Consider the following 22,202-nt stretch of genomic DNA (forward strand, 5'->3'; position numbering starts at 1 on the left):
AGGTTCATCACCTCGGCATTTTTTTATCTAAGAAAACAGTGGGCAGCAAATAAACAGGGTCGTAATTGCATCAAATTGTTGCATAATGAGCAGCATGAATTGAGTGTGTAAGGTGTAGAGTAAATGGATGGGATTTGGATGCACGTAGGGGCTGTGTTTATGGGCTTTTTTGCCATAATGAATCCGATAGCTAATGTCCCCATCTTCCTTGGGCTTACAGCTGATGACGATGAGAAGACGACCCGGTTAATCGCTTTTAGAGCTTTAATTATCGCATTTGTCATTGTGAGCTTATTCGCCGTATCGGGTCAGTTTATCTTTCACTTATTTGGGATCTCACTGCCCGCCTTCCGCATCACGGGGGGCTTGCTAGTGTTTTTGATAGGTTTTCATATGCTTCAGGGGAATCAGTCTGCGGTGCACCATGATAAAGACAAGCCCGTTGAGGAGTCGCTAGAATCTAAACTCAGTATTGCGATATCCCCTTTAGCGCTGCCTATCTTGGCAGGCCCCGGCACGATTACTACTGCAATGAACTTTACCGCTGGTGGAGGAATCGCAGAGCTTATTAGCACTATTGCTTCGTTTGGTGTTTTATGTGTTATCACTTACGTGTTCTTTATTTTTGGTGGTCGCTTAGTCAGTTACTTAGGCAGTGCTGCATTGGGGGCCATTACCCGAATGATGGGGCTTATTTTGGCCGTTATCGGTACTCAGATGGCGGTAGAGGGATTACAGGGCGCCTTTAAGGTGCTTGCCTAAGCAAGAGGTTGCCTTGATAGCACATTCTATGTGACGGGGGCAATGTTAGGCATAAGGTATAAAAGTGTTCTAATATTAAGCGGCTATGGAAATTGGTGTGTCTCTAGATAGACCGTCAGGTGCCGCTTTATGTCGTCTGACGGCCCTATTACAGAGAGCCCAATTGATGATATAACGTATTCGTTTTTGATTCATACACAAGGAAGGTAAATGAATAAATTCAATGTGATAACTTTAGTTAGTGTGATACTGCTAGGCTTACCCGCAATTGCTATTGCAAAAGCTCCGCTTGAAGGTGAACCTGATTGGGAAGCGAGAAAAAGAGTGGCTGATAAAGGCGAGGTGCAACAAACTGAGGAGCAACGTTTGTTAGCCGAGCTTGCTAAGCGAGAGCAGGCTGAAAAAGAGCTTCAAAAGGAGCTACAGGATAACTAATTGAGCGAAAATCAAAAGCTCAAATTGTAAAAGCAGCACATAGGTGCTGCTTTTTGCTTTCTACTACACAAGGCTTGCTTGAGTTGTTGCTAAATCTTGATGATGGCTTAGCTATCGATCTTGCTGGCTAGGTACTGATTATACGTATCTTCCCCCCAAGCGATGAGTACTCCCTGCTTAAACAGTAGTGGAGTGCACTCCTCCTTAGAGGTTTCACCATCTGAAGTGACATGATGGGTTCGGTAGAAGAGTACTTGTAAGTGTTGTTCGTTTGAGATTTTAGCTTCTGTAAAATCGGCTTTGCCAAAAAGGGATTTTATCTCGGCTATGCTTTGCCCTATGCTGATTTCGGCCATCATAGCTTTGTTATAGGCCTGCCTATCTTCCCATCTCATCTCATCGGGGCTGGGATCATAAGTGAGCATAATCACGGCGACAAAAGCAACGTAAGTGACGAAAATACTGATGATAATGACGGGAAGTTTAGATTTCATCCTAGCAACGAATCCTTCATGGGGCTCTTTCAATAAGCCTAAGATACTATGTGATCGCATTATGGTAAATGCTAGAGTGATAACTTTGTGTTAACAAATGTAAGTTTAAGCGGGATCCGGCTTTTCAATTCTAAATTGTTTCAGGTTTACGCATAAAGGCATATCGGTTCTGAGTTGCACCAATTTATAACTGAGGCGCGCCATCTGTTTGCCCTCTTGAAGTTTTTTGGCTTGTTTAGAGCCTACCTTGTCGATGGAGTTATAGATGTTTGCTAGTGAGCGATAAATTCTGAGTAACTCTACCGCAGATTTAGGGCCGATACCGGGGACTCCTGGGATTTTATTACCGCTATCACCTGCTAATGCTAAGTAGTCAATTAACTGAGAATGTTCAACCCCTAGTTTTTGTTCCATATCTTCAACAGTTAGATAGATCTGATTAAAGTGATCCCATTGCTTGATATGCGGATGATTTAATTGGCTAAATCCTTTGTCTGTAGAGACGATAATCGCTTCGCCATCTGTGTTGGCAAGTTTAGTGGCTAAGGTCGCTATCACATCGTCGGCTTCAGATTCTGCATCAATAGAGTGAATTTGGTGCTCTGCTAAATAAGTTTTGATGTCATCAAGGCCATCGGCTAATGCTTGGGGCATAGGCTTACGGCCTTTTTTGTAATCTTCATAGAGGGCTTTACGCCATGAGATTGAGTCGCCGTCCCAGACGATAGTTACATGTGTCGGTGCATGGAACTTAAGCAACTTGCGGCAGGCGCCGTTAACGCGTTCCTTCAGCCCTGAGACATCTGACTCGTTGGGTTGTGCGGCGTGGATCCGCCGCACCAAGTTCATACCATCGATAATAAGCAGTTTATTCAACTTTTTCTCTCTGTACTTTCTATACTCTATGAGTTTCTATTTTATGACTTTGTAGCAGGGAATGTATTCACTTCCCGGTAATTTCATTCGCTGTTGGGAAACAAATGCACCTAATAGGTCGTCCATCAGCGTCATAAGTTCGGGATCGCCTTTAAGCTCGAACGGTCCATTGAGCTCAATTGCTTTAATGGTGTCCATCTTGACATTACCAGCGACGATACCTGAAAACGCTTTACGCAGGTTTGCTGCGAGCTCAGCCTTATTAGCTTGAGAGTATAGGTCTAAGTTGCTCATCACCTCGTGAGTAGGCTCAAAAGGGAGTTGGAACTCAGGCTCAATTTTTAACGACCACTGGTATTGATAAGAGTCGCCATTCTCTCTGCGGAAGGTTTTGATCTCTTCCATAGCCTGCTTCTGTATTCGAGCGACCTTTACCGGATCATCGATTACGATTTGATACTTGCTCTGTGCTTCCTCACCAAGAGTCGCGCCAATAAATTCATCGATGCGCAAGAAATACTCTTCACTCTCTTTCGGCCCCGTAAGTACTAATGGGAAGGGGATATTGCGGTTATCTTTGTTGAGTAGAATGCCCAGTAGATAAAGTAGCTCTTCGGCTGTCCCCGCACCGCCTGGGAAGATAACAATGCCGTGCCCTAATCTTACAAAGGCCTCTAAGCGCTTTTCAATATCGGGCAGAATGACCAATTCATTGACAATTTGATTCGGTGGCTCAGCGGCAATAATACTTGGTTCGGTTAGACCAATGTAGCGGGCGTGATTCACCCGTTGTTTTGCGTGACCAATGGCGGCACCTTTCATCGGCCCTTCCATAGCACCGGGTCCACAACCTGTACAGATATCGAGTGCACGCAGCCCTAATTCGTAACCCACTTCACGGGTATATTGGTACTCGATGGGATTGATACTGTGCCCGCCCCAGCAAACGACGATATTGGGATCGAGCATTGGCATTGAACGCGCGTTGCGTAAGATATCGAATACGACGTTAGTAATGTGGCTCGCATTCGTGAGGTTGATATGCTTAAGGTTGTCGTACTTATCGTTGATGTAGACGATATCCCTTAATACCGCAAAGAGGTGCTCCTGGATCCCTGCGATGATTTCACCGTCGACGAACGCTTCTTCTGGTGGGTTGGTCAACTCGATTTTTATGCCACGCTCACGGCGTAAGACATTGATATTAAAGTCACTAAACTGAGTGAAAAGGCCCTCAGCATTATCACTTTTAAGGCCAGATGCGAGTACGGCGAGTGAGCAGTTGCGGTAGAGCTGGTAAAGCTCACTTTTGGCGTTCTGTTTTAATCTATCAACTTCCAGTTGCGAAAGTTGATCTAGGCTTCCTCTAGGACTTATTTTTACTATCATAGCAACTCCTTAAGCAGTGATGAGTAAGCTATCCCAAAAAAGAGAGGTGTAACGGGCGTTAACACAAGGGGAGAAGCTTAGAAGTCTATGATGACTCTATCTCTGCTTTCGTTTTTGGCTTTATATAGTGCAGCATCGGCTCTGTCGAAAGTTTCTGTGATGAGCTCATTTTCAATTATTTGTGCAGCACCTATAGACACTGTAACTGTAATTCGCTGATCTTTAAACTTAAAAGGTATACTTTTTACCTTTTCTCTTACTCGGTTAAGCAGGGGAAGGATATCGCTCTCAGCAATATCGGGTAGTAATAGAACGAACTCCTCACCGCCGTAACGGGCGACAAACTCCGATTCGCGTAACGAATTTTTTAGCGCCATAGCAATGACTTGCAGTGTTTTATCACCGGTGCTGTGACCGAAGCTGTCATTAATAGTCTTGAAGTGATCGATGTCGGCAACGGCGACCCATAATGGCTGCTTAGTACGCTTGTGGCTACGATACTCAATATCCATTCGCTCTTCTAATGCACTGCGATTTGGCAGTTGAGTAAGTGAGTCGAGTAGATTGAGCTTTTGCTGCTCAAACAGACGCTCCTTGTAGGACTCTGTCTCTTTTGCAAGCTCTTTAAGCTCTCGACGTAGAGTTTCTACAGATTGCTTTAGCTGAGTCTGTTCTCTATTTTCTAGTAGCTCTTTACGACTAAGAGATTTACGCAATGAGGCTAGGTGTGTCGTGATCTGGTTTTTTAGCTCGTTGATATCATCAACTTCTATCACGGTTTCTCCGACGTTATCGACTTGGTAGTTGATATCGCGGTTTAGTTGTTTAGCAACCTGATAGTTTTTGATTGAGTGGCTATATGAATCTGCGACGACCTCTTGTACGTTACTCAAGGCATTATTGAGTACGTATAAAAACTCTTGCGATGCCGTTTTCTCTCGGGCGATATTATCTAGAAGTAAACTTAGTACGACCTGATAGGCGTTGAGTAGAGTGTTAAGTTCAAACTCTTGGGTGAGTTGCTGTTTGATTTCGGAAACCTGAGCTCGCTGATCCTTTCTAAACTCAATCTCAGACAGTAACTGTGCTAATTCATGAGCGGCCTGACGGTGGCGAGGCAATACCTCAAACTGATCACCTAAATTCAGTTTTTCTTGTAAGATAGCATCATAGAATTGGATGATTTTATCTACTTTAGGGATGTAATCCCAGTAGCTATGAAACGGCTTAAGAAGATCTTTTTTGAAGTAAGATATCTCAAGTTTTAACTTGCTAGGTAGAGACTCAACCCTTTGAATCTGGCCGACTATATTCGACAGTGATTTGCGGCAATCTTCAAGCTGTAACATGACATGAGCATATTGCTGCTTTAATGTCATTTCGGCTTCATAGAGAGTCGGCAACGCCTCTTCAACTTGGCTAAAGTTTGCTAATTTATGGCGTAACTTTGCCAGTTTATTATCAAGCTCTAGGTTTTGTCCTTTACAGGCAAGACTTAATTGGGCAATAAATTGCATTAGGATGCGCAGCTTTGCATTTTGCTCTTCGTTCATCTCTTCTAAAGCCTGCTTTGCAGAGTAAAGCTTTTGCTGCAGTACATTTACTTGAGATGTACCTATGGCGGCATCCTTCATATTTATTATTTTTCCTATCAATTACCTAGTATCGAAATCGGGATTCTTTTTAGAGCTTATCTTACCAGTTGTCCTAAAAAAGAGATATTAACATCCTTATCCTACTATCTTCAAAGAGTTATATGGCTAATTTATCCTCATTAATGTCTATATTTTGATGGTTCTTCCATCTTGGCCAAATGATATCTTCCTTATTGCCATTAGTGTCGACTTTAATGATCCCACGTACGATACTTTTCTCGATATTAATGTAGAGAGGATCGTTAAATATGCCGGCCGATGCAAAATTAAGCATCTTCATGGTCGCAAAGTAATCTTTATCGCTGCCGAGCGTTCTGGCGGCATGGAGCATCATCTGTAGGCTACCAAAGTGCTGTGCAGCACTGAGTTTTATGGCTGGGTCTGCCAGTAATGGTAGCTGCAATACCCCCATATGAAGGCTAGTTTGCCCATTGTGGTTCGAGATGATATCTCTCAGGAGACTGAGTAAGTGATTAGGTTCCATCGACTCGTTGAAGCAGAGTAAAAATACACCTGGGCGAATAACATAGGTGTGACAGTTTAAGCTGTTTTTAATGGCTAATACCTGTTGCTTATTCATCTTTGCATTACACTCATAACCTTGAGAAAGATCGGCGTCGAGTTGATCAGACAGGGAGATAAGCGCCATGGTTTTCATTGGTGCACTGTTTGAGTTTAAATAGTCTCGTTTAAAAGCTAAGTAACCATGAAGCCGAGTAAAAGGCTCCAATAGTTGAGTCTGTTGTAGCGTTTTAGTTTCTAAGCTGAGCTTGTTTTTAAGTCGCCATAATTTGAGTAATATTAGTAAGCTTAGGCAAAGCACAAACACACAAAGTATGGTTATTAATCGAGTGTTATTAAGCTGCTTGGTCTTAGTTTGCAACTGGTTTTGAGCTTGGCTTAGGCTAAGCTCGAGCTTTTGTGCTGCAATAATTGACTTTTGCTCATCAAATCCAGATGGTTGTGGTTGAGTCAATTCGTTTAGGTTGTTTAACTTTCTAACGCTGTTAAAGGCTTCTTCATATAAGCCGAGCGCTTCTAAGGCGTCAGTTTGTCTCGATAAGGCTTCTTTTAACTCTGTGTTCAGTTGTTTGGACTCGGCAATGGCTACAGCCTTAGAAGCATAATCTAACGACATCTCCCAATTGGCGTCATTGGCTGCGACTTCAGAGATAAGTAGATCGTTATATACGAGGTAGTGATTACTCTTCTTCGAGGTAAATATTTCATTTGCTCGCTTAAGGTTTTCAAGTGAGGTTCGGGTATCGCCTATTTTATAATAGGCTTCACCTAGGTTATGCAGATTGAGTCCTAGGCCTATATAGTTTCCAAGTTTCGACTCGATATGTTGAGCATTGAGGTGGTAATCAATTGCCTTATACCACTGTCCTTGATTGGCATAAATCATGGCGATAACAGTCATCGATGAAGAGACGTAGTTTTCGTTACCGAGCTGGCTAAATGCTTCTGCCGCATTATTAGCGGCGCTAAGGGCTTCATCCCAGGATTCTAAATCACGATAGATCCTCGCTAGTTGCAGCTCGATATGAGCATTTTGAGACGAATTATTACCATCTTGGGAGTATTTGGTGGCTTCAGTGTAGTGAGCCAAAGATTTTCCCAGCTGGTTCTGCTTATAAAAATACTTACCTAATACAGATTCAGCGTGAGCAATCAGGTAATCATTCTCAAGCTGCTTAGATAACCGAGATAGCTCTTTTAGGTGTAATAGGGCGGTGGACTCTTCGCGTAGAATCATATGCATCACCCCTAGGTGTTCTTGTAAGGTATAACGCAGGACTAAACTGGTCTCATCTGTAGAGTGCTCCATGATCGCGACAGCTTGTTGATACAAAGAGATTGCGGTTGTGTAATCTTGTTGGCTCCTTCCGGCGTACCGTCCTTTTAGCATTAATACATAGCTGTTATCGAAGGTGCTACTGCTCAGTAGTTCAAGTTGCTCTGTGAGCCTTTTGGCGATCCCATAGCGGTCTTTATCTTTGTTATAAAGCTCCATCTTCAAACGAGTGAATAGCTGAATGTCGCGCTTTAACTCTGCCTTTGAGAGGCGATGGTCATCGGCAAAGCGGCTAAACTCTGCTGCTGAAGTAAAGTTTGGTAGGGTCGGCAGTGTCTTTGATAGAGAGTGTTCGAGTGTTTTGGGAGCTTCTCGTATTTGGAGTTCTGTAAGCAGTTCGTCTCTTACACTGGAATAAGCTTGAGCGCTGAAAAACGATAACAGTAAGATGGAGAGTAGGGGGATGAAAGTACGCATAAAAATGCCATTCCTTATGCTTAATCGTTAAATTAAGTGCCTATTTTTTGTAATTCTATTGGCTTAACTAAGTCTAATGTTATATTTTTCTGACTCAGCAAAGAACAATAATAACAGAAGGACGTAAGAGTGAAACCTGTAGTTCCCCTTATCTTAACTTTTAGTAGCTTAGCTTGTGCTAACGCCGTTGCCGATGTCGATTACAAGATCGATTTAACCAGTCCCGAACATCATTTAGCAAAAGTTGAGGTTAACTTTCCCGTAACGGATTCAAACTCTCTGGTGGTCAACTTACCTGTATGGCGTACAGGTAAGTATCAAGTCTTACCCTTAGCCGATGCGGTGAGAAAATTCACAGCGACTGATAACAACGGAGCGGTATTGCCTTGGACGCGTACGGCGAGCGGAGAATGGACTGTCACCCTGTCGGAGCCTACAAGTGTCACCGTGAACTATCAGTTATACGCTAACAAGTTGGGGCAAAGAGTTAACCATATCGATGCCTCCCATGCGTTTTTAGATGCTAGCGGCACATTTGTGTATAGCCCAGACTTTAGAGATGAGCCTATCAGGGTGTCTCTCAAGGTGCCTAATAGCTGGAACAGCTACTCGGGCATGGATAGAGGAGCAAACGCTCACTCATTTATCGCTGACAATTACGATATCTTAGTCGATTCACCGATTGAAACTGGGATCAGCGAGCATCGTGAGTTTAGCGCTGATGGTAGGCAATATGAGTTAGTCGTTTGGGGAGAGGGTAACTACGATATCGACAAGATGGTCACCGACCTGACTAAGCTCAGCGGTCAAGCTGACGTTATTTGGGACGATTATCCATTTGAGCGTTATGTCTATATGGTTCATGCCACGAGTGGTGCGCGGGGGGCAACAGAGCACCTGAACTCAACTATTATTCAGCGTCCACGTTTTAGTTATAGAGAGCGTAAAGATTATCTAGGCTTTATTAAAACCGCCTCTCATGAGTTCATCCATACTTGGAACGTTAAAGCCTATCGACCAGATGGTTTAGTGCCTTACAACTATCAAGATGAAGAGATAACCGAATTGCTTTGGATTGCTGAAGGCTCTACCAGTTATTTCCAAAGCCAGTTGCTATTACGTGCAGGGGTGATGACGCCAAAGGAGTTTTTGGAAGACTTAGCAAAGCGAGTAGCGCAAAGTGAGCAGACTCCGGGTAGAGAAGTGCAATCCATTGCTGAGGCAAGTGCCAACCAGTGGGCTAGCAGTGGTGGAGATTATGCGGTCAACCACAGCACTAATATCTACTCAGAAGGCTATCTAACCTCTTTGGCATTAGATTTTTCACTGCTTGAAGAGACTAAGCTTAAGCGCTCATATCGTGATGTGCACCGTAAACTCTATAACGACTATCGTATTCCAATGGGCTACACCATTGCCGATGTGAAAGGGATTTTAGATGAGATCTCAGGAACGAGTTACGAGCAGTGGTGGCAGCAATATGTTAACTCGCCCGTTAGTCTAGATTTTAAAGCGCTTTTAGCACAAGCAGGCCTGAAAACCACCTATGGTAAAGACGCCAAGGTAGAGCCATTCACTGGTGTCACTTTAAAGTCTGGTTCATTGGTGTTGTCCCAAGTGCTGCGTAATGGACCTGCTTGGAATGCCGGAATTGTCAATGGTGATGAAATCGTTGCGATTAATGGCCTCAAGGTCACTGCGAGTGGCTTTGCGTCACGCATTAAAGACTTTAAGGCGGGTGACACCATACAAGTGACGCTCTTCAGTAACGATAGATTGAAAGAGCTGACGCTTAAGCTGGGTGAGAAGCAAAGTGGCAAGTTGGCAATTACTAGTGTCGATAAGCCAAGCCGTGCACAAAAGGCCTTTTTTAAGGCGTGGCTAGGTGTTGACTGGCCATTCGATAAGCAGGGAAAATTTAAGTCGGCTCAATAGCTTTGTTATCAATAGCTTTGTTATAAAAAAGGCGCCATTAGGCGCCTTTTATGTATCAATCGTAATTGAGTTAGATGCTGTCTTCTAGGCCGCCAAGAGCCTCTACGACGGCATTGATAAGTGCGATAAGTTCGCTGCTCATCAAGGCGAAGTCTGCATCTAGCTTAGCCATTGGATCATCATTGCCTAAATCATCGTTACCGGCTCTAAATTCTTCAGAGAACTTAAGGCGCTTAATTGCGGCATCTGACTGTAGCAAGAATGCAATCGATTGACCGAAATGCAGGGCGAGCTTATGAACCTGTTTACCCACTTCTATATGCGCCAGTACTTCATCTTCACTCAAGTCTTGCTGCTTGAAGCGTACGATACCACCTTCATCTGAGTCACTCTTGAGTTCGGCCTCATCTTGCATCTCAAACGCAGCTGGTGTTTTCCCCTCTTTTAACCACTCAGTCAGCTGAGTTTCGATAGGGGTTTTAAAGCTCATAGGAATGATAGGTAGGGTGCCAATCGCTTTACGCAGCAGTGCCATTAGCTCTTCAGATTTTGCCGCACTAGAGCTGTCGACAAGTACCATCTGGATCTCAGGCAAGATCAATGCACGAATTTGGCTGCGACGAGAGAAAGCACGTGGCAATAAGGTCGTGGTGATCTCATCCTTCAGTGCGTCTTTTTCTTTCTTGGCAAGCTTACGGTTTTCTTCAGCCTCAATTTGGCTGACTTTCTCTTCAAGTGCTTCTTTAATCACCTGAGATGGTAAAATCTTTTCTTCTTTAGTCGCGCAGATAAGGTGTCTGTCACCGGCTGTATGGATCAGGGTTTCGCCATGCTTGCCCATTGCCTTAGAGAATCCAAATTTGCTGATGTCTTGGCTTGAGCAAGGAGAGAAGGTGAAGTCTTCCAGTGATTTTTCTAGTGAATCAGGGTCAACAGAGAAAGGCTTGTTAAAGCGGTATACAGTTAGATTTTTAAACCACATAGATAAGTGCTCAATCAAAATTAAAGCCGCAGTGTAAGCCATTGTCCGGTTCGGGTAAACCGCCTCATTGTCATCTTGAATCATAGTTATGTGACATTTCATTAAAGTGTCACATTTCTTACACTTTCGCTAAAAGCCAGGCTAGCTCTGGGCTAGCGAATATCTGTTGCCCAATATTGAATTTATTTACCGTTATTCACCTTTTACTGAAATAAAAGTGCAACAAATCACCTTCATTATGGCGCTCGTCCAAACCCATAACCAAGACGAATAACGTCAAAAGGATTAAATGATGAACGTTTTTTGTAAAACTATACTGGCTTCTGCTCTTGCGACTGCAACACTGTCTTCTGCTTACGCGGCTGACCCATTAACGGTTTACGGCAAGCTGAATGTAACGGCTCAGTCAAATGATGTGAACGATGAGTCAACCACAACGATTCAATCTAATGCTTCTCGTTTTGGTGTTAAAGGTGCTTTCGAATTAAGTAGTTCTCTTGAGGCGTTTTATACCGTTGAATATGAGGTGGATACTGGTGATGAAGCAAAAGAAAACTTTAAGGCTCGTAATCAGTTTGTGGGCCTAAAAGGTAACTTTGGTGCCTTTTCAGTTGGTCGTAATGACACCATGCTAAAAATCTCCCAAGGTAAGGTCGATCAGTTCAACGACTTATCTGGTGACTTGAAGAACTTGTTCAAGGGGGAAAACCGTATTGAACAAACCGCCACTTATGTCACTCCTTCTTTCAGTGGTTTTAAGGTCGGTGTGACCTATGCAGCCGAAGGCGCGAGTTCACAGTACGCACAAGATGGCTTCAGCGTAGCTGCTATGTACGGCGATGCAAAACTTAAAAAGTCACCAATCTATGCATCGGTTGCCTATGATTCAGATGTGAAAGGCTACGAAGTGGTTCGTGCAACCGTGCAGGGCAAAATTGCTGGTTTTAAGTTAGGCGGCATGTATCAACAGCAGGAAGAGACCTATAAGAAAGACGGTTCGCCAACTGTTGGCGCTGAAAGTAAGACGGGTTACCTACTGAGCGCAGCATACCAAATTGATGCAGTTGTATTAAAAGCCCAGTACCAAGATATGGAAGACAAGGGAGATTCATGGTCTGTTGGTGGCGATTACAAGTTGGGTAAGCCAACTAAGTTGTTCGCTTTCTATACTAATCGTTCATTCGAAAATATCGATAATGATGATAGCTACTTCGGTGTGGGTCTAGAACATAAGTTCTAACTTCAGCACTTTTAATTACAAGGGGCTTTGGCCCCTTTTTTGTGGCTAATGGTATTGTTTAAATATTGCTGACTTAAGCATTTTTTAATGACTAAGGTCGATAAGCGAAAGATAATATTTATGACAAAAATGTACCCGAATATGGCAAAATATCTTGGTGTTTAATATTAATGTCATAAAAGTGACCAATAATAGCCAACGTAGACATTCACTGATAGAAGATCGATTATGACTGCAAGGATTTTGATAGTTGAAGACGAGTTAGCCATCCGCGAGATGCTAACTTTTGTTTTAGAGCAACACGGCTACACCACGGCTGCAGCAGAGGACTATGACTCAGCATTAGATATGTTAACGGAGCCATACCCTGATCTTGTGTTACTCGATTGGATGTTTCCTGGCGGCAGTGGCATTCAGTTAGCCAAGCGTTTACGCCAAGATGAGTTTACTCGTCATATTCCTATCATAATGTTGACCGCACGCGGTGAAGAGGAAGATAAAGTCAGAGGGCTAGAGGTTGGCGCAGATGACTTTATTACTAAACCATTTTCCCCTAAAGAGCTGGTCGCTCGTATTAAGGCTGTTATGCGTCGTAGCGCACCGACATGCTTAGAGGAGATCATCGATGTGCAGGGATTACAGCTTGATCCAGTGAGCCATCGCGTGTCCGTCGGGGATCAGGTGCTTGATATGGGGCCGACAGAGTTTCGACTACTGCATTTCTTCATGACACATCAAGAGCGTGTTTATAGCCGAGAACAGCTTCTCGATAATGTTTGGGGAACCAATGTCTATGTCGAAGACCGCACAGTCGATGTACACATTCGACGCTTACGAAAGGCGGTGACCCCATCGGGTCATGATCGTCTTATCCAAACCGTCCGAGGTGCAGGCTATCGTTTCTCTACGAGACTTTAGCTTAACACTCTTTAGGCATTGGGACGCTTTTAGGGTATCTTGTGCTTAGTTCTCCCTTATGGTCGTTATATGTTTGATTCATATTCAGGGTACCGCTTAATTTCACGACTGGTGATCTATCTAACCTTATGTTTGATAGTTGGATTGCTATTTGGTGAAGTGCTTATGTTCCTATTGTTGGGGTCGCTTTGCCTATTGGTTTGGCATTATCGCCAGCTTTCCCGTTTAAACTTTTGGCTATGGCATGATCGTAGTCTGACTCCGCCTAACGGTCGTGGTAGCTGGGAAGCTGTGTTTAACGGTATCTATCGCTTGCAGGGCAAGAATCGTAAGCGAGTGTCTCAGTTAGCATTTTTACTGGGTCGCTTTAGGCAGGGAGCCGAAGCGCTTCCCGATGCCGCAGTCGTGCTCGACTCAGATAATAATATTTTATGGTGTAATAAGCTGGCGCAGTTGCTGCTTGGATTTGTATGGCCGCAAGACAACGGCCAGCGGATAGATAACCTCATTCGTCATCCAGACTTTTCGGCTTATTTGAAAAACAAAGACTACCAAGAGCCTCTAGAGTTAACATCACCGCAATCGGAACGGCATATTCTTGAAATCCGTATCATGGGTTATGGATCGGGGCAGCATTTACTCATAGCTAGAGACATTACCCGTGTGCGTCAGCTAGAGGGAATGCGAAAAGAGTTTGTTGCAAATGTGTCACATGAACTCAAGACGCCATTGACTGTATTACAGGGTTACCTTGAGATGATGCAGTCGATGGCTGAGCCTGGCTCCCCAAATATTCGAGCTATGGATCAGATGCTGCAACAAACTACGCGCATGCGATCTATGGTTGAGCAGCTGTTGGCACTTTCAAGAATCGAAGATGCCAGCGATGTAGATCTTGAAGTCAAAGTTAACATGTCACAGATGATGGATATCTTGCGTGATGAAGCCCTAGCGCTAGCACAAGATCAATATGAAGTGAGTTTTTACTGCGAGCCAGGACTGGATATATATGGTAATGAGTTACTGTTACGCAGTGCCTGCTCAAACCTTATCTCAAATGCGATCCGTTACACCGAGCCCGGCGGTAAGATTGAGATTAGTTGGCGAAAAATTGCCTCTGGCGGCCGATTTAGCGTGAAAGATAACGGTGAGGGGGTTGCCCCGCAGCATATCGGTCGCTTAACGGAGCGTTTCTATCGTGTCGATAGTGCTCGTTCGAGGCAAAGTGGCGGCACAGGTCTAGGGTTGGCGATTGCTAAGCATGCACTGAGTCACCATCAAAGTGAGCTTAATATTATGAGTCAGCTAGGTAAGGGCAGTACCTTTAGCTTTGTTATTCCGGCCAATCTAGTCGAGTTTACCAAGCAAGAGTTGGCTTAAGGTATTACACACATTTCAACTTTTGCATAGGGTTGTCATAAAGAACAGGCTTTAGGCCTGTTTTTTTTAGTCATAAATAGAGATTCAATGGGTTTGTCATCTAAGTGTCATTTATGAGTAATAGACTTGTCATTAATGGAGTCAATACTGACAGCGTTTTAAATACTAAGATAGATAAACACTGGAGCAAAGAATGAAACTGAAACAACTTGTTGGCGCGGTAAGTTTTACTGCAGCGACTGTATTTTCTGCAGCATCAATGGCTGAAATCGACCAGTCTTTACCCACTTACGAAAAGACAAGCGGCGTGTCAGGTAACTTATCTTCAGTTGGCTCAGATACGCTGGCTAACATGATGACACTATGGGCTGAAGACTTTAAGCAGCTCTATCCAAACGTCAATATACAGATCCAAGCGGCGGGTTCTTCTACTGCGCCACCAGCATTAACTGAAGGCACTTCTCAATTCGGCCCTATGAGCCGTAAGATGAAGCCAAATGAAGTTGAGGCATTTGAAAAGCATTATGGTTATCAGCCAACGCCTATCCGCGTTGCGATCGATGCGCTAGCGGTATTTGTCCATAAAGATAACCCGATTGAAGGCATGAGCATCGAACAGATCGACGGTATCTTTTCTTCTACAGATAAGTGCGGTGGCGGCGATGTGACGCGCTGGGGCCAAGTCGGGCTTGATGGTGGCTGGGCGGCGAGAGATATACAGCTTTACGGCCGTAACTCGGTATCGGGCACATACGGTTACTTTAAGAAGAAAGCACTTTGTAAGGGTGACTTCAAAGCAAACGTAAACGAGCAGCCAGGTTCAGCATCTGTTGTGCAGTCAGTTTCTCAGTCACTTAATGCGATTGGCTACTCTGGCATCGGTTATAAGACTGCTGGCGTTAAGGCGGTTGCGATTGCTAAGAAAGGCACTAATTATGTCGCGGCTACCGCTGAAAATGCGGCAACGGGTAAGTACCCACTATCTCGTTACCTATACGTATATGTGAACAAACATCCAAATAAAGAGCTTGCTCCAATGGATCGTGAATTCATCCGCTATGTACTTTCTAAGCAAGGTCAGCAAATCGTAGAAAAAGACGGTTATGTTGCACTACCACGCAGTGTTATTGCTAAAGACCTAGCTAAAGCGGGCATTCGTCTTTAATCTCGAATGATAACAATGACCAACGAACATTGATGAAAAGGCCTCTATTGAGGCCTTTTTTGTTGCCGTGATTTAGTCGGGGGAATAACGATAGAGTGATAAACAGGAAGCGGTAAAAAGAGAATAAAAAAAGCGACCTCAATGAGGTCGCTAAGGTTCCAATTCGGAATCCTGGGATAGTGGCGCTAGACACTATCTAAAGGGAATGATGATGAACGGTGAAAATAGATCGACCCATTTCGTAAAACACATCGATTGTCATTCTGTTCATATAGTCAGAGTCGCCATATCGCATAAAGTTCAAAATTAAATTCAAAATAATGAATAAATGCTGATGGCTTTCTGTAACTGTTTCCCATTCCCAGATTCTTAATTTTTAAAATTATCAGGATTACAGAGCGTTAAGCCAGCTTTGAAATTCATCATCCATGCTGGTGTCCCATTGCTTAATCAAAGCTTGGTATCTTGGATAATCACCTTTACGGGTGAAGCCGAGCATCTCATCGACCTTGTCTTTATGGTTTTCAATCATAAAGCGCACGGCTAGGTAGCCCCAACGATAAACACGGTCGGTTCCGCCATTTTGCTCATAGCTAGTATTGAAGATCTCACTTAGCTCAAGGTTTTTTTCACCAATTAAAGCAAGCGCCTTAGGGTTGTTATCACCAACAGAGATATATTCAGCTACACCTTCGCTCCACCAAACCGTATGCGGGTAGAGTGGCGCAGGTTTAGGGCAGTACTCTGGGCCGCTGTGAGAGTCATGCAGCGACAGGCAAAAGTCACCATAAAGGTTGAATCTGCCATCGAGATAATGCACGTATTCATGTGCTAGGTTCCAGATTTGTCCCTTTTTTTCATAGGCCACAAACTCGGCTTGATTGTCGCTTTTCCAAGGTAAGCCTTCTAAATACATGCCGCCGTTATCACTGGGTACATCAAAGTGGTTAGTCACGTGGGCGACGTAGTCTTCTCTTGAGTGATAAACATTGGCACGCATGCTGTGATTATTATCATCGGCAACAGGCTTGTTAAGTGTGCCAAAGAGCTTGTGGAAATTCGCTTCCTGCTTAACTAATAGCTCGCAAGCGGATGCTATTTGCGCTTCGGTTAAGGCCTGAGAACGAATGACAATGGTATCGCTACAGGCATTATTTTGACTGAGAACTTCTTCAATGCTTGCGTCTTGCTGAGCTTGAGCTGTGACAGGCAGCAGCGAAGCTAGGGTTAGTGAGAGTAGGGGGTATTTATTTTTCATCGAGGCTTTCTCTGATTTGCTGTTTTGCATACAATATTCACAAGTGTTTCATTTCGCTCTGTTGAAGTCAAATGGAGCTTTTATTCATAGCTAATAGCGTTAGAATACAATTGATTAACCAGCCACATAAAAAGGATATGCCGTGTCAAAGCAATGGGATAATAATCACGATTACCACTCGTTTGCCAATACCGATGAGGTAAGGGTTAAGCATCTTTCGCTATCCCTCGATGTTGATTTTGAGGCAAAGCAGTTAGCAGGGCTGGTAGAGTTACAGCTGGAGTTTATCGATAAGCAGAGTCGAGAACTCTGGTTAGATTGTCGAGACTTAACGATTGAAACGGTTGAGTCTAATACTCAGCAGCCACTAGCCTTTAGCCTAGATAAGCAAGATGAGATCTTGGGTCAGCGTTTAAATATTCAATTAGCTCCCAGTGTTTCGAGTGTACTCATTCGTTATCGCACATCGCCTCAGGCGCAGGGACTACAGTGGTTGACGCCTCAGCAAACCAGTGGAAAGAAACAGCCATTTCTATTTAGCCAATCTCAACCCATTAATGCTCGCAGCTGGATCCCGCTACAAGACACGCCAAAAGCACGGATCACCTTTGATGCTGTTGTGAATGTCCCGCAAGGGATGCGCGCTGTGATGAGTGCGATGAATGATGCTAAGGCACCATTAATGGGGCAGTTTAGTTTTACCATGGAAAAAGCGATGCCGACTCACCTATTGGCGATCGCTGTTGGTGATCTGGCCTTTGGCGAACTTGGCGAGCGAACGGGAGTCTATGCGGAGCCAGAGGTGATTGATGCGGCGGTGGCCGAATTTGAAGACACTGAGAACATGGTTGAGGTGGCCGAGTCTTTACTGGGGCCCTACCCTTGGGGGCGGTATGACATGCTCGTCTTGCCACCGAGTTTCCCATTTGGCGGCATGGAGAATCCGCGTCTCGCCTTTATGACCCCCACCCTGATTGCAGGCGATAAGAGTCTGGTATCTACGGTCGCTCATGAGCTCGCGCACTCTTGGACGGGCAACTTGGTGAGTAATGCCACCTGGCGTGATCTCTGGCTTAATGAGGGCTTTACCACCTATTTTACCAATCGCATCGTGGAAGAGGTTTACGGCAAGGAGTTAGCTGAACTTGAGTTAGTGCTCGAAAATGGTCGTTTGCAGGAGGCGATTTCAACAACGGAACTCAATGCCCAGACTCTGCCTGCCAACCTGCAGCAGCAAGATCCCAATGAAGCGTTTAACCGCTTTACCTATGATAAGGCCTCGATGTTTGTTCATGATTTAGAGAGGCGACTCGGACGTGAGGCGTTTGATAAGTTTTTGTATGAGTATGTGCAAGCTTTTGCGTTCGAAGCTATCACCACTGAAACCTTCGTTGATTATGCTAGGCAAACATTGCTGAAGCAGCACTCACAACAGCTTTCAGAAGCTGAAATGCTCGAGTGGATTTATGGCGAGGGGATGCCGAGTTGGTTTAATGAGCCTAAGTCTAAAAGTTTGGATAAGGTGATTATGGCGTTGCGGGCATTCGATGATGGTGCCTCGGCCAAGAGTTTGTTAACCGATGGCTGGCGGGTTCACCACTGGCAATACTTCTTAACGAACTTACCTCAAGTGCTTTCCCATGAGCAACTCGCTGACTTAGATACAACATTTAAGTTTACTCAATCGACGAATGCAGAAATTGCCTGCGACTGGTTTAGGGTGGCGATTCGTAACCGTTATGAGACAGTATTATCGGCAGTGAGTGACTACTTGGTAAAAATTGGTCGAGGAAAGTTTGTTAAACCTCTTTATAGTGAGCTACTTAAGGCTGGATTTAAGCAGGAGGTTAAGCAGATCTACTCTCTGGCTCGTGATGGTTACCATCCATCAATTGTGGTGATGCTAGATCAGCAGCTACTGTAGCCGAAGTTAGAGTAAGTGAAGCTAGAGTAGCTGAAGTTTTGGTAAAAAAAATGGCAACCTAATCAGGTTGCCATAAAAGTATCAGTTTGAAAGTTAAGTCTTTAATGCGCTAGCGAAAGAGTTAACTCTATGGCAAACCTAATAGGAATGCCTAAGGGAATGATGATGAACAATGAAACTAAGGTTAAGCCAATATATTAAGTCGTTAATCCTTAATATATTCACTTAAAGAGAATCGGTTCATATAGTCAGAGTCGGCAAATTCCAAATAGTTCCCATTAGAAGCAAAAAAATTGATTTTATTTTTTTATATCTCTAAAGGGTTAGTTGGGAAAGATGACTTTGGGGGAGCAGCTATTTGATATAGCCCGCTGATATGTTTCTTATGATCTTGTTTATCTAGTCTTTTTAGCCCAGCAGTAAACGCCAGTCAAAAAAAAGGCAACCTAATAGGTTGCCGTAATAATCTAGTTCGAAATAAATGTCCATGCGCTAGCTAAACACTTATTTTGATGGCAAACCCAAGAGGGGATATGCCAAAGAGAATGATGATGAACAATGAAACTAAGATTAAGCCAATATATTAAGTCGTTAATCCTTAATATATTCACTTAAAGAGAATCGGTTCATATAGTCAGACTGGCCAATTTAGGTTTAGTTCAATCCATATTTAAAATTTTTATAAAAAAGTGCCAAAAATTGGAAAATAGCAAAAAATGGATAAAAAAAGGGCAACCCAAGGGGTTGCCTGATTGATCTACATGGAGATCAAGGGGGCTGCGCTAGAAGCCCCAGGGAGAATGATGAACATAAAAATCAATGCTCAAAAGGTTAGAGGTAAGTATTTAGATAAAGTTCAAAAAATAACCTCGATTATTTCAACTTTTTTTAAGAGAATTTTAAGTAGCTAATTTTATGGATTAAAGTAGCTTTAAGATCTCTGATTCAATCGCCATAGGCTTGGTGGTTGGCGCAAAACGTTGAGTGACTTTGCCCTGTTTATTGACTAGAAACTTAGTAAAGTTCCATTTGATCCTCTCTGAACCGAGCAAGCCCTTAGCGGAATGTTTTAAGTAGGCATAAAGTGGTGCGGTGTTGGCACCATTAACCTCTACTTTTTCAAATAGGGGGAAGGTCACGCCAAAGTTCAATTCACAAAAAGCGCTAATGGTTTGGCTATCACCTTTTTCTTGCCCACCAAACTGATTACAGGGGAACCCTAGTACCACAAGCCCTTGAGCTTGATGTTTTTGATACAGAGCTTCAAGCTCTCTATATTGAGGGGTAAAGCCACACTCGCTAGCGGTATTGACGATTAAAATGACCTTGCCTTTAAAGTCCGCCAATGAAACCCTTTGTCCCTGAATGTTGTTAACTGAAAAGTTATAAATGGAAGCTGTCATTGCCACTCCTGCGAAGTTGACTAAATGCTGTGTTTGTACTTTATTATGCGCAGTGTAGTTGTGCTATTGATTTATGTGAACAAAAAGGAAAAAGGAAAAAGGAAAAAGGGATAGTAATTTCTTACTATCCCTTTTTTACTTGATAAGTACTTAACTACTGGGCTTCTTGAAAGTTTTGCTCAAGATCTTCTTCGTTGTTAAGTGTCACATCATGGCGCTGTGTTTCAGGGTTAGGAATTGTCAATCCTTCATACGACTCTGGACTATCGAAAGCTGCGCTGCAACTGAATGCTACTGTGTAGTCTCCAGCAGGAATGAAGCCAAAAGCGTAAGAGTAATCATTGCTGCCATCTTTCATCTCCACTACTGTAGAGTTTGTTGGGCGAACTGCGCCTTCAGGAAGTGGGTTTACGTTGATTGCAGGGTCAAAGTTATCAGCAAGTTGTTCATTGGTCATACCCACACCCGGATATAGATAAACAAAACTACCTTCATTTTCATCACCAACGCATGATGTGACTAGTGAGGCGTCCACTGTTCCATATAGGGAAGCAACAGTTGAGTTATCGACGATTTCGACTCCATGAGGTTTTAAGTTGTATCTTTGGCCATTTTGATTTGAAACGAGTGCGGTTCTCAGATCGAAGTGAATAGTGAACCTTTGTACACCATCTGAAGTGACCTCAAAGCCACCTAGCTTTAACTTTTGGCTAGGTTGTTTCATTGGGATTTGAGCGCCAGAAAGCTCCGTTACATAACTAAAATCGGGGCCTTCGCTTTCATCTAAAACATGCAAAATTAGTTCTTTGTACTCACCAACCGTTAGTTCTTGATCACCTAGCAGAAGTGCACTATCGCCTCCTTGGAATTGTTTCAAGTCAACTTGCATATAATCTAAGTCATTCTCGCCAGAAACATCAAGAATGAGGTTTTCCTGACCATCTTTCACTAGCTCGATAGCATCGATTGCGACTACAACTTCTTGAGCGTCATCGACTGGAGCATCAGCTATAGAGAATGAAACCATTGCTGTTTTCGGCGTAGGTGTTGAATCACTGTCAGAACCGCAACCAGATAGCATTAAGCCCGCAGCGATAGCGATTGTGAGTGAGGTTAATTTTAGCTGTTTCATCTGTGCTCCAAAGCAGTTTATTTTGATAATTGAGTATAGTCGTTAGCCACAATTATTGCGGAGTTTGCATCGATTTAAACTCGCTTCACCCCTGATGTAGCTAAGGATATGAGGACTAATACTCGAGAAATTCACACTTAAATTACCACATAGAAAATAAGATATTTGTGTTTTTTTCTCTTTAGGTTCGAGTAGTGTTAATGCTGGCGCTAACATAAAGATTTAACAGGTAAAATTAATACTTCTTCTCTATGTTACACCAAGATACACCTACATGAATGAGGTTGTTTTTGTTGTATTGGGGTTTTTCAGTTGTCGCTATTTATTTAAATGCACTGTGTGAGCTCAGGTTTCTATAAAAAAGCGTCAGAGCTTTGTGTATGCTTGCCGAAAGCTTATAAGTTTCGGAATTATCTATGACAGTTAAAACTATAATGGCAACGCTTGTACTGAGTGCCTTGTCTATCAATGCTCATGCGACAGATTTTACATTTGGCCTCAATGACGACACCCTGTCGACTGAGTTACAGTTCGCACTCAACAAAGATGTTAACGGGTCTGTTGAGTATATCTATGCCGATAAAGGTGGCCAGATGTTATCAGGCGCGCTGCATATTGCCCATGATGCAGGTATTCATCACTTTGAGCTTGGTGCTAAGTTTTCTCAGGTATGGTCAAAGAAGAGTCAAAACGGTAACTTCGTCGGAATTGGTGGTCGTTATGGGATGCAATTAGGTTCAAATGTTTCTATCTATGGCTCGGGCTACTATTCACCATCGGTGTTATCTTTTGGTGATATTGATGGTTCGTGGCAGTTAGATGGTCGCGTGCAATATAACCTTAACCCTGCGTTAGCCCTGTTTGTGGGGTATCGTGATGTCCGTTTGCAGTATGACAATGCGTCAAACACTAGCTTAGATTCTGGTTTCTACTTAGGTGCCAAAGCCTCATTCTAAGCCGCATTCTGTCTGTTTGTGCT

General features: G+C 43.5%; 18 protein-coding genes. 9 read left to right on the plus strand and 9 right to left on the minus strand.

The features are described from left to right. The first annotated feature begins 123 nt into the window (after window positions 1–123). Both K5Q92_RS08110 and K5Q92_RS08115 read left to right on the plus strand, forming a co-directional pair. Entirely contained in the window at window positions 124–762 is a 639-nt protein-coding gene (locus tag K5Q92_RS08110; RefSeq protein WP_220768500.1) for a MarC family protein, read from the plus strand. Between the two features lie 210 nt (window positions 763–972). Beyond that, window positions 973–1,197 carry a hypothetical protein gene (locus tag K5Q92_RS08115; protein ID WP_220768501.1) on the plus strand — a complete coding sequence of 75 codons (225 nt, stop codon included), beginning with the start codon at window positions 973–975 and terminating at the stop codon, window positions 1,195–1,197. A gap of 107 nt (window positions 1,198–1,304) precedes the next feature. Here the strand turns inward: K5Q92_RS08115 and K5Q92_RS08120 are convergent, their stop codons facing one another. The 5 genes from K5Q92_RS08120 to K5Q92_RS08140 all read right to left on the minus strand — a co-directional run bounded on the left by K5Q92_RS08120 (window position 1,305) and on the right by K5Q92_RS08140 (window position 7,886). Beyond that, window positions 1,305–1,691, minus strand: coding sequence for a DUF3192 domain-containing protein (locus K5Q92_RS08120; protein WP_220768502.1), 387 nt, complete (start codon window positions 1,689–1,691; stop codon window positions 1,305–1,307). Window positions 1,692–1,796: 105 nt separating this feature from the next. Further along, on the minus strand, window positions 1,797–2,567 hold the full coding sequence (gene xni, locus K5Q92_RS08125; protein ID WP_220768503.1) for a flap endonuclease Xni: 771 nt from the start codon (window positions 2,565–2,567) through the stop codon (window positions 1,797–1,799). Window positions 2,568–2,603: 36 nt separating this feature from the next. Beyond that, on the minus strand, window positions 2,604–3,956 hold the full coding sequence (ppnN, locus tag K5Q92_RS08130) for a nucleotide 5'-monophosphate nucleosidase PpnN (protein WP_220768504.1): 1,353 nt from the start codon (window positions 3,954–3,956) through the stop codon (window positions 2,604–2,606). A gap of 77 nt (window positions 3,957–4,033) precedes the next feature. Beyond that, a complete protein-coding gene (locus K5Q92_RS08135; RefSeq protein WP_220768505.1) occupies window positions 4,034–5,590 on the minus strand; it encodes a GGDEF domain-containing protein in 1,557 nt (518 codons plus the stop codon). Between the two features lie 118 nt (window positions 5,591–5,708). Next, on the minus strand, window positions 5,709–7,886 hold the full coding sequence (locus tag K5Q92_RS08140) for a tetratricopeptide repeat protein (RefSeq protein WP_220768506.1): 2,178 nt from the start codon (window positions 7,884–7,886) through the stop codon (window positions 5,709–5,711). Between the two features lie 129 nt (window positions 7,887–8,015). On the opposite strand from K5Q92_RS08140, the gene K5Q92_RS08145 reads away from it, so the two are divergent. Continuing rightward, window positions 8,016–9,821, plus strand: coding sequence for a M61 family metallopeptidase (locus K5Q92_RS08145; RefSeq protein ID WP_220768507.1), 1,806 nt, complete (start codon window positions 8,016–8,018; stop codon window positions 9,819–9,821). 70 nt (window positions 9,822–9,891) lie between these two features. Here K5Q92_RS08145 and rdgC read toward each other — a convergent pair whose 3' ends face one another. Beyond that, window positions 9,892–10,803 carry a recombination-associated protein RdgC gene (gene rdgC, locus K5Q92_RS08150; protein WP_220768532.1) on the minus strand — a complete coding sequence of 304 codons (912 nt, stop codon included), beginning with the start codon at window positions 10,801–10,803 and terminating at the stop codon, window positions 9,892–9,894. A 289-nt stretch (window positions 10,804–11,092) separates the two neighbouring features. Between rdgC and K5Q92_RS08155 the strand changes: the two genes are divergently transcribed. From K5Q92_RS08155 to K5Q92_RS08170, 4 genes are all read left to right on the plus strand, one after another. After that, on the plus strand, window positions 11,093–12,043 hold the full coding sequence (locus K5Q92_RS08155) for a porin (RefSeq protein ID WP_220768508.1): 951 nt from the start codon (window positions 11,093–11,095) through the stop codon (window positions 12,041–12,043). A 228-nt stretch (window positions 12,044–12,271) separates the two neighbouring features. Then, window positions 12,272–12,961, plus strand: a complete 690-nt coding sequence (phoB, locus tag K5Q92_RS08160; RefSeq protein ID WP_220768509.1) for a phosphate regulon transcriptional regulator PhoB — start codon at window positions 12,272–12,274, stop codon at window positions 12,959–12,961. Window positions 12,962–13,030: 69 nt separating this feature from the next. Then, window positions 13,031–14,341 (plus strand): phosphate regulon sensor histidine kinase PhoR, encoded by a 1,311-nt coding sequence (gene phoR / locus K5Q92_RS08165; RefSeq protein WP_220768510.1) that lies wholly within the window; start codon window positions 13,031–13,033, stop codon window positions 14,339–14,341. 193 nt (window positions 14,342–14,534) lie between these two features. After that, entirely contained in the window at window positions 14,535–15,506 is a 972-nt protein-coding gene (locus K5Q92_RS08170) for a PstS family phosphate ABC transporter substrate-binding protein (RefSeq protein WP_220768511.1), read from the plus strand. A gap of 391 nt (window positions 15,507–15,897) precedes the next feature. Here K5Q92_RS08170 and K5Q92_RS08175 read toward each other — a convergent pair whose 3' ends face one another. Then, on the minus strand, window positions 15,898–16,764 hold the full coding sequence (locus K5Q92_RS08175) for a collagenase (protein ID WP_259649523.1): 867 nt from the start codon (window positions 16,762–16,764) through the stop codon (window positions 15,898–15,900). A gap of 142 nt (window positions 16,765–16,906) precedes the next feature. Here K5Q92_RS08175 and K5Q92_RS08180 point away from each other — a divergent pair, with 142 nt between their 5' ends. After that, the gene (locus K5Q92_RS08180; RefSeq protein ID WP_220768513.1) at window positions 16,907–18,688 is read left to right on the plus strand and encodes a M1 family metallopeptidase; all 1,782 of its coding nucleotides are present in this window, start codon (window positions 16,907–16,909) and stop codon (window positions 18,686–18,688) included. Window positions 18,689–19,608: 920 nt separating this feature from the next. On the opposite strand, the gene K5Q92_RS08185 is transcribed toward K5Q92_RS08180, so the two are convergent. Together K5Q92_RS08185 and K5Q92_RS08190 are read right to left on the minus strand one after the other, a co-directional pair. Then, window positions 19,609–20,091, minus strand: a complete 483-nt coding sequence (locus K5Q92_RS08185; RefSeq protein WP_220768514.1) for a glutathione peroxidase — start codon at window positions 20,089–20,091, stop codon at window positions 19,609–19,611. A gap of 154 nt (window positions 20,092–20,245) precedes the next feature. Further along, complete coding sequence (locus K5Q92_RS08190; protein WP_220768515.1) at window positions 20,246–21,223, minus strand: DUF4382 domain-containing protein; 978 nt, start codon at window positions 21,221–21,223, stop codon at window positions 20,246–20,248. A 416-nt stretch (window positions 21,224–21,639) separates the two neighbouring features. Between K5Q92_RS08190 and K5Q92_RS08195 the strand changes: the two genes are divergently transcribed. Next, window positions 21,640–22,179, plus strand: coding sequence for a YfaZ family outer membrane protein (locus K5Q92_RS08195; RefSeq protein WP_220768516.1), 540 nt, complete (start codon window positions 21,640–21,642; stop codon window positions 22,177–22,179). The last annotated feature ends 23 nt before the right edge of the window (window positions 22,180–22,202 follow it).

Source organism: Shewanella sp. MBTL60-007 (genome assembly GCF_019654915.1).
Classification (GTDB): Bacteria; Pseudomonadota; Gammaproteobacteria; order Enterobacterales; family Shewanellaceae; genus Shewanella.

What these genes read in the sequence shown, in the direction of transcription:
- K5Q92_RS08110 (WP_220768500.1), top strand. Translation starts at nt 124, where the DNA reads ATGGATGGGATTTGGATGCACGTAGGGGCTGTGTTTATGGGCTTTTTT.
- K5Q92_RS08115 (WP_220768501.1), top strand. Translation starts at nt 973, where the DNA reads ATGAATAAATTCAATGTGATAACTTTAGTTAGTGTGATACTGCTAGGC.
- K5Q92_RS08120 (WP_220768502.1), bottom strand. Translation starts at nt 1,691, where the DNA reads ATGAAATCTAAACTTCCCGTCATTATCATCAGTATTTTCGTCACTTAC.
- ppnN (WP_220768504.1), bottom strand. Translation starts at nt 3,956, where the DNA reads ATGATAGTAAAAATAAGTCCTAGAGGAAGCCTAGATCAACTTTCGCAA.
- K5Q92_RS08135 (WP_220768505.1), bottom strand. Translation starts at nt 5,590, where the DNA reads ATGAAGGATGCCGCCATAGGTACATCTCAAGTAAATGTACTGCAGCAA.
- K5Q92_RS08140 (WP_220768506.1), bottom strand. Translation starts at nt 7,886, where the DNA reads ATGCGTACTTTCATCCCCCTACTCTCCATCTTACTGTTATCGTTTTTC.
- rdgC (WP_220768532.1), bottom strand. Translation starts at nt 10,803, where the DNA reads ATGTGGTTTAAAAATCTAACTGTATACCGCTTTAACAAGCCTTTCTCT.
- K5Q92_RS08155 (WP_220768508.1), top strand. Translation starts at nt 11,093, where the DNA reads ATGATGAACGTTTTTTGTAAAACTATACTGGCTTCTGCTCTTGCGACT.
- phoB (WP_220768509.1), top strand. Translation starts at nt 12,272, where the DNA reads ATGACTGCAAGGATTTTGATAGTTGAAGACGAGTTAGCCATCCGCGAG.
- phoR (WP_220768510.1), top strand. Translation starts at nt 13,031, where the DNA reads ATGTTTGATTCATATTCAGGGTACCGCTTAATTTCACGACTGGTGATC.
- K5Q92_RS08170 (WP_220768511.1), top strand. Translation starts at nt 14,535, where the DNA reads ATGAAACTGAAACAACTTGTTGGCGCGGTAAGTTTTACTGCAGCGACT.
- K5Q92_RS08175 (WP_259649523.1), bottom strand. Translation starts at nt 16,764, where the DNA reads ATGAAAAATAAATACCCCCTACTCTCACTAACCCTAGCTTCGCTGCTG.
- K5Q92_RS08185 (WP_220768514.1), bottom strand. Translation starts at nt 20,091, where the DNA reads ATGACAGCTTCCATTTATAACTTTTCAGTTAACAACATTCAGGGACAA.
- K5Q92_RS08190 (WP_220768515.1), bottom strand. Translation starts at nt 21,223, where the DNA reads ATGAAACAGCTAAAATTAACCTCACTCACAATCGCTATCGCTGCGGGC.
- K5Q92_RS08195 (WP_220768516.1), top strand. Translation starts at nt 21,640, where the DNA reads ATGACAGTTAAAACTATAATGGCAACGCTTGTACTGAGTGCCTTGTCT.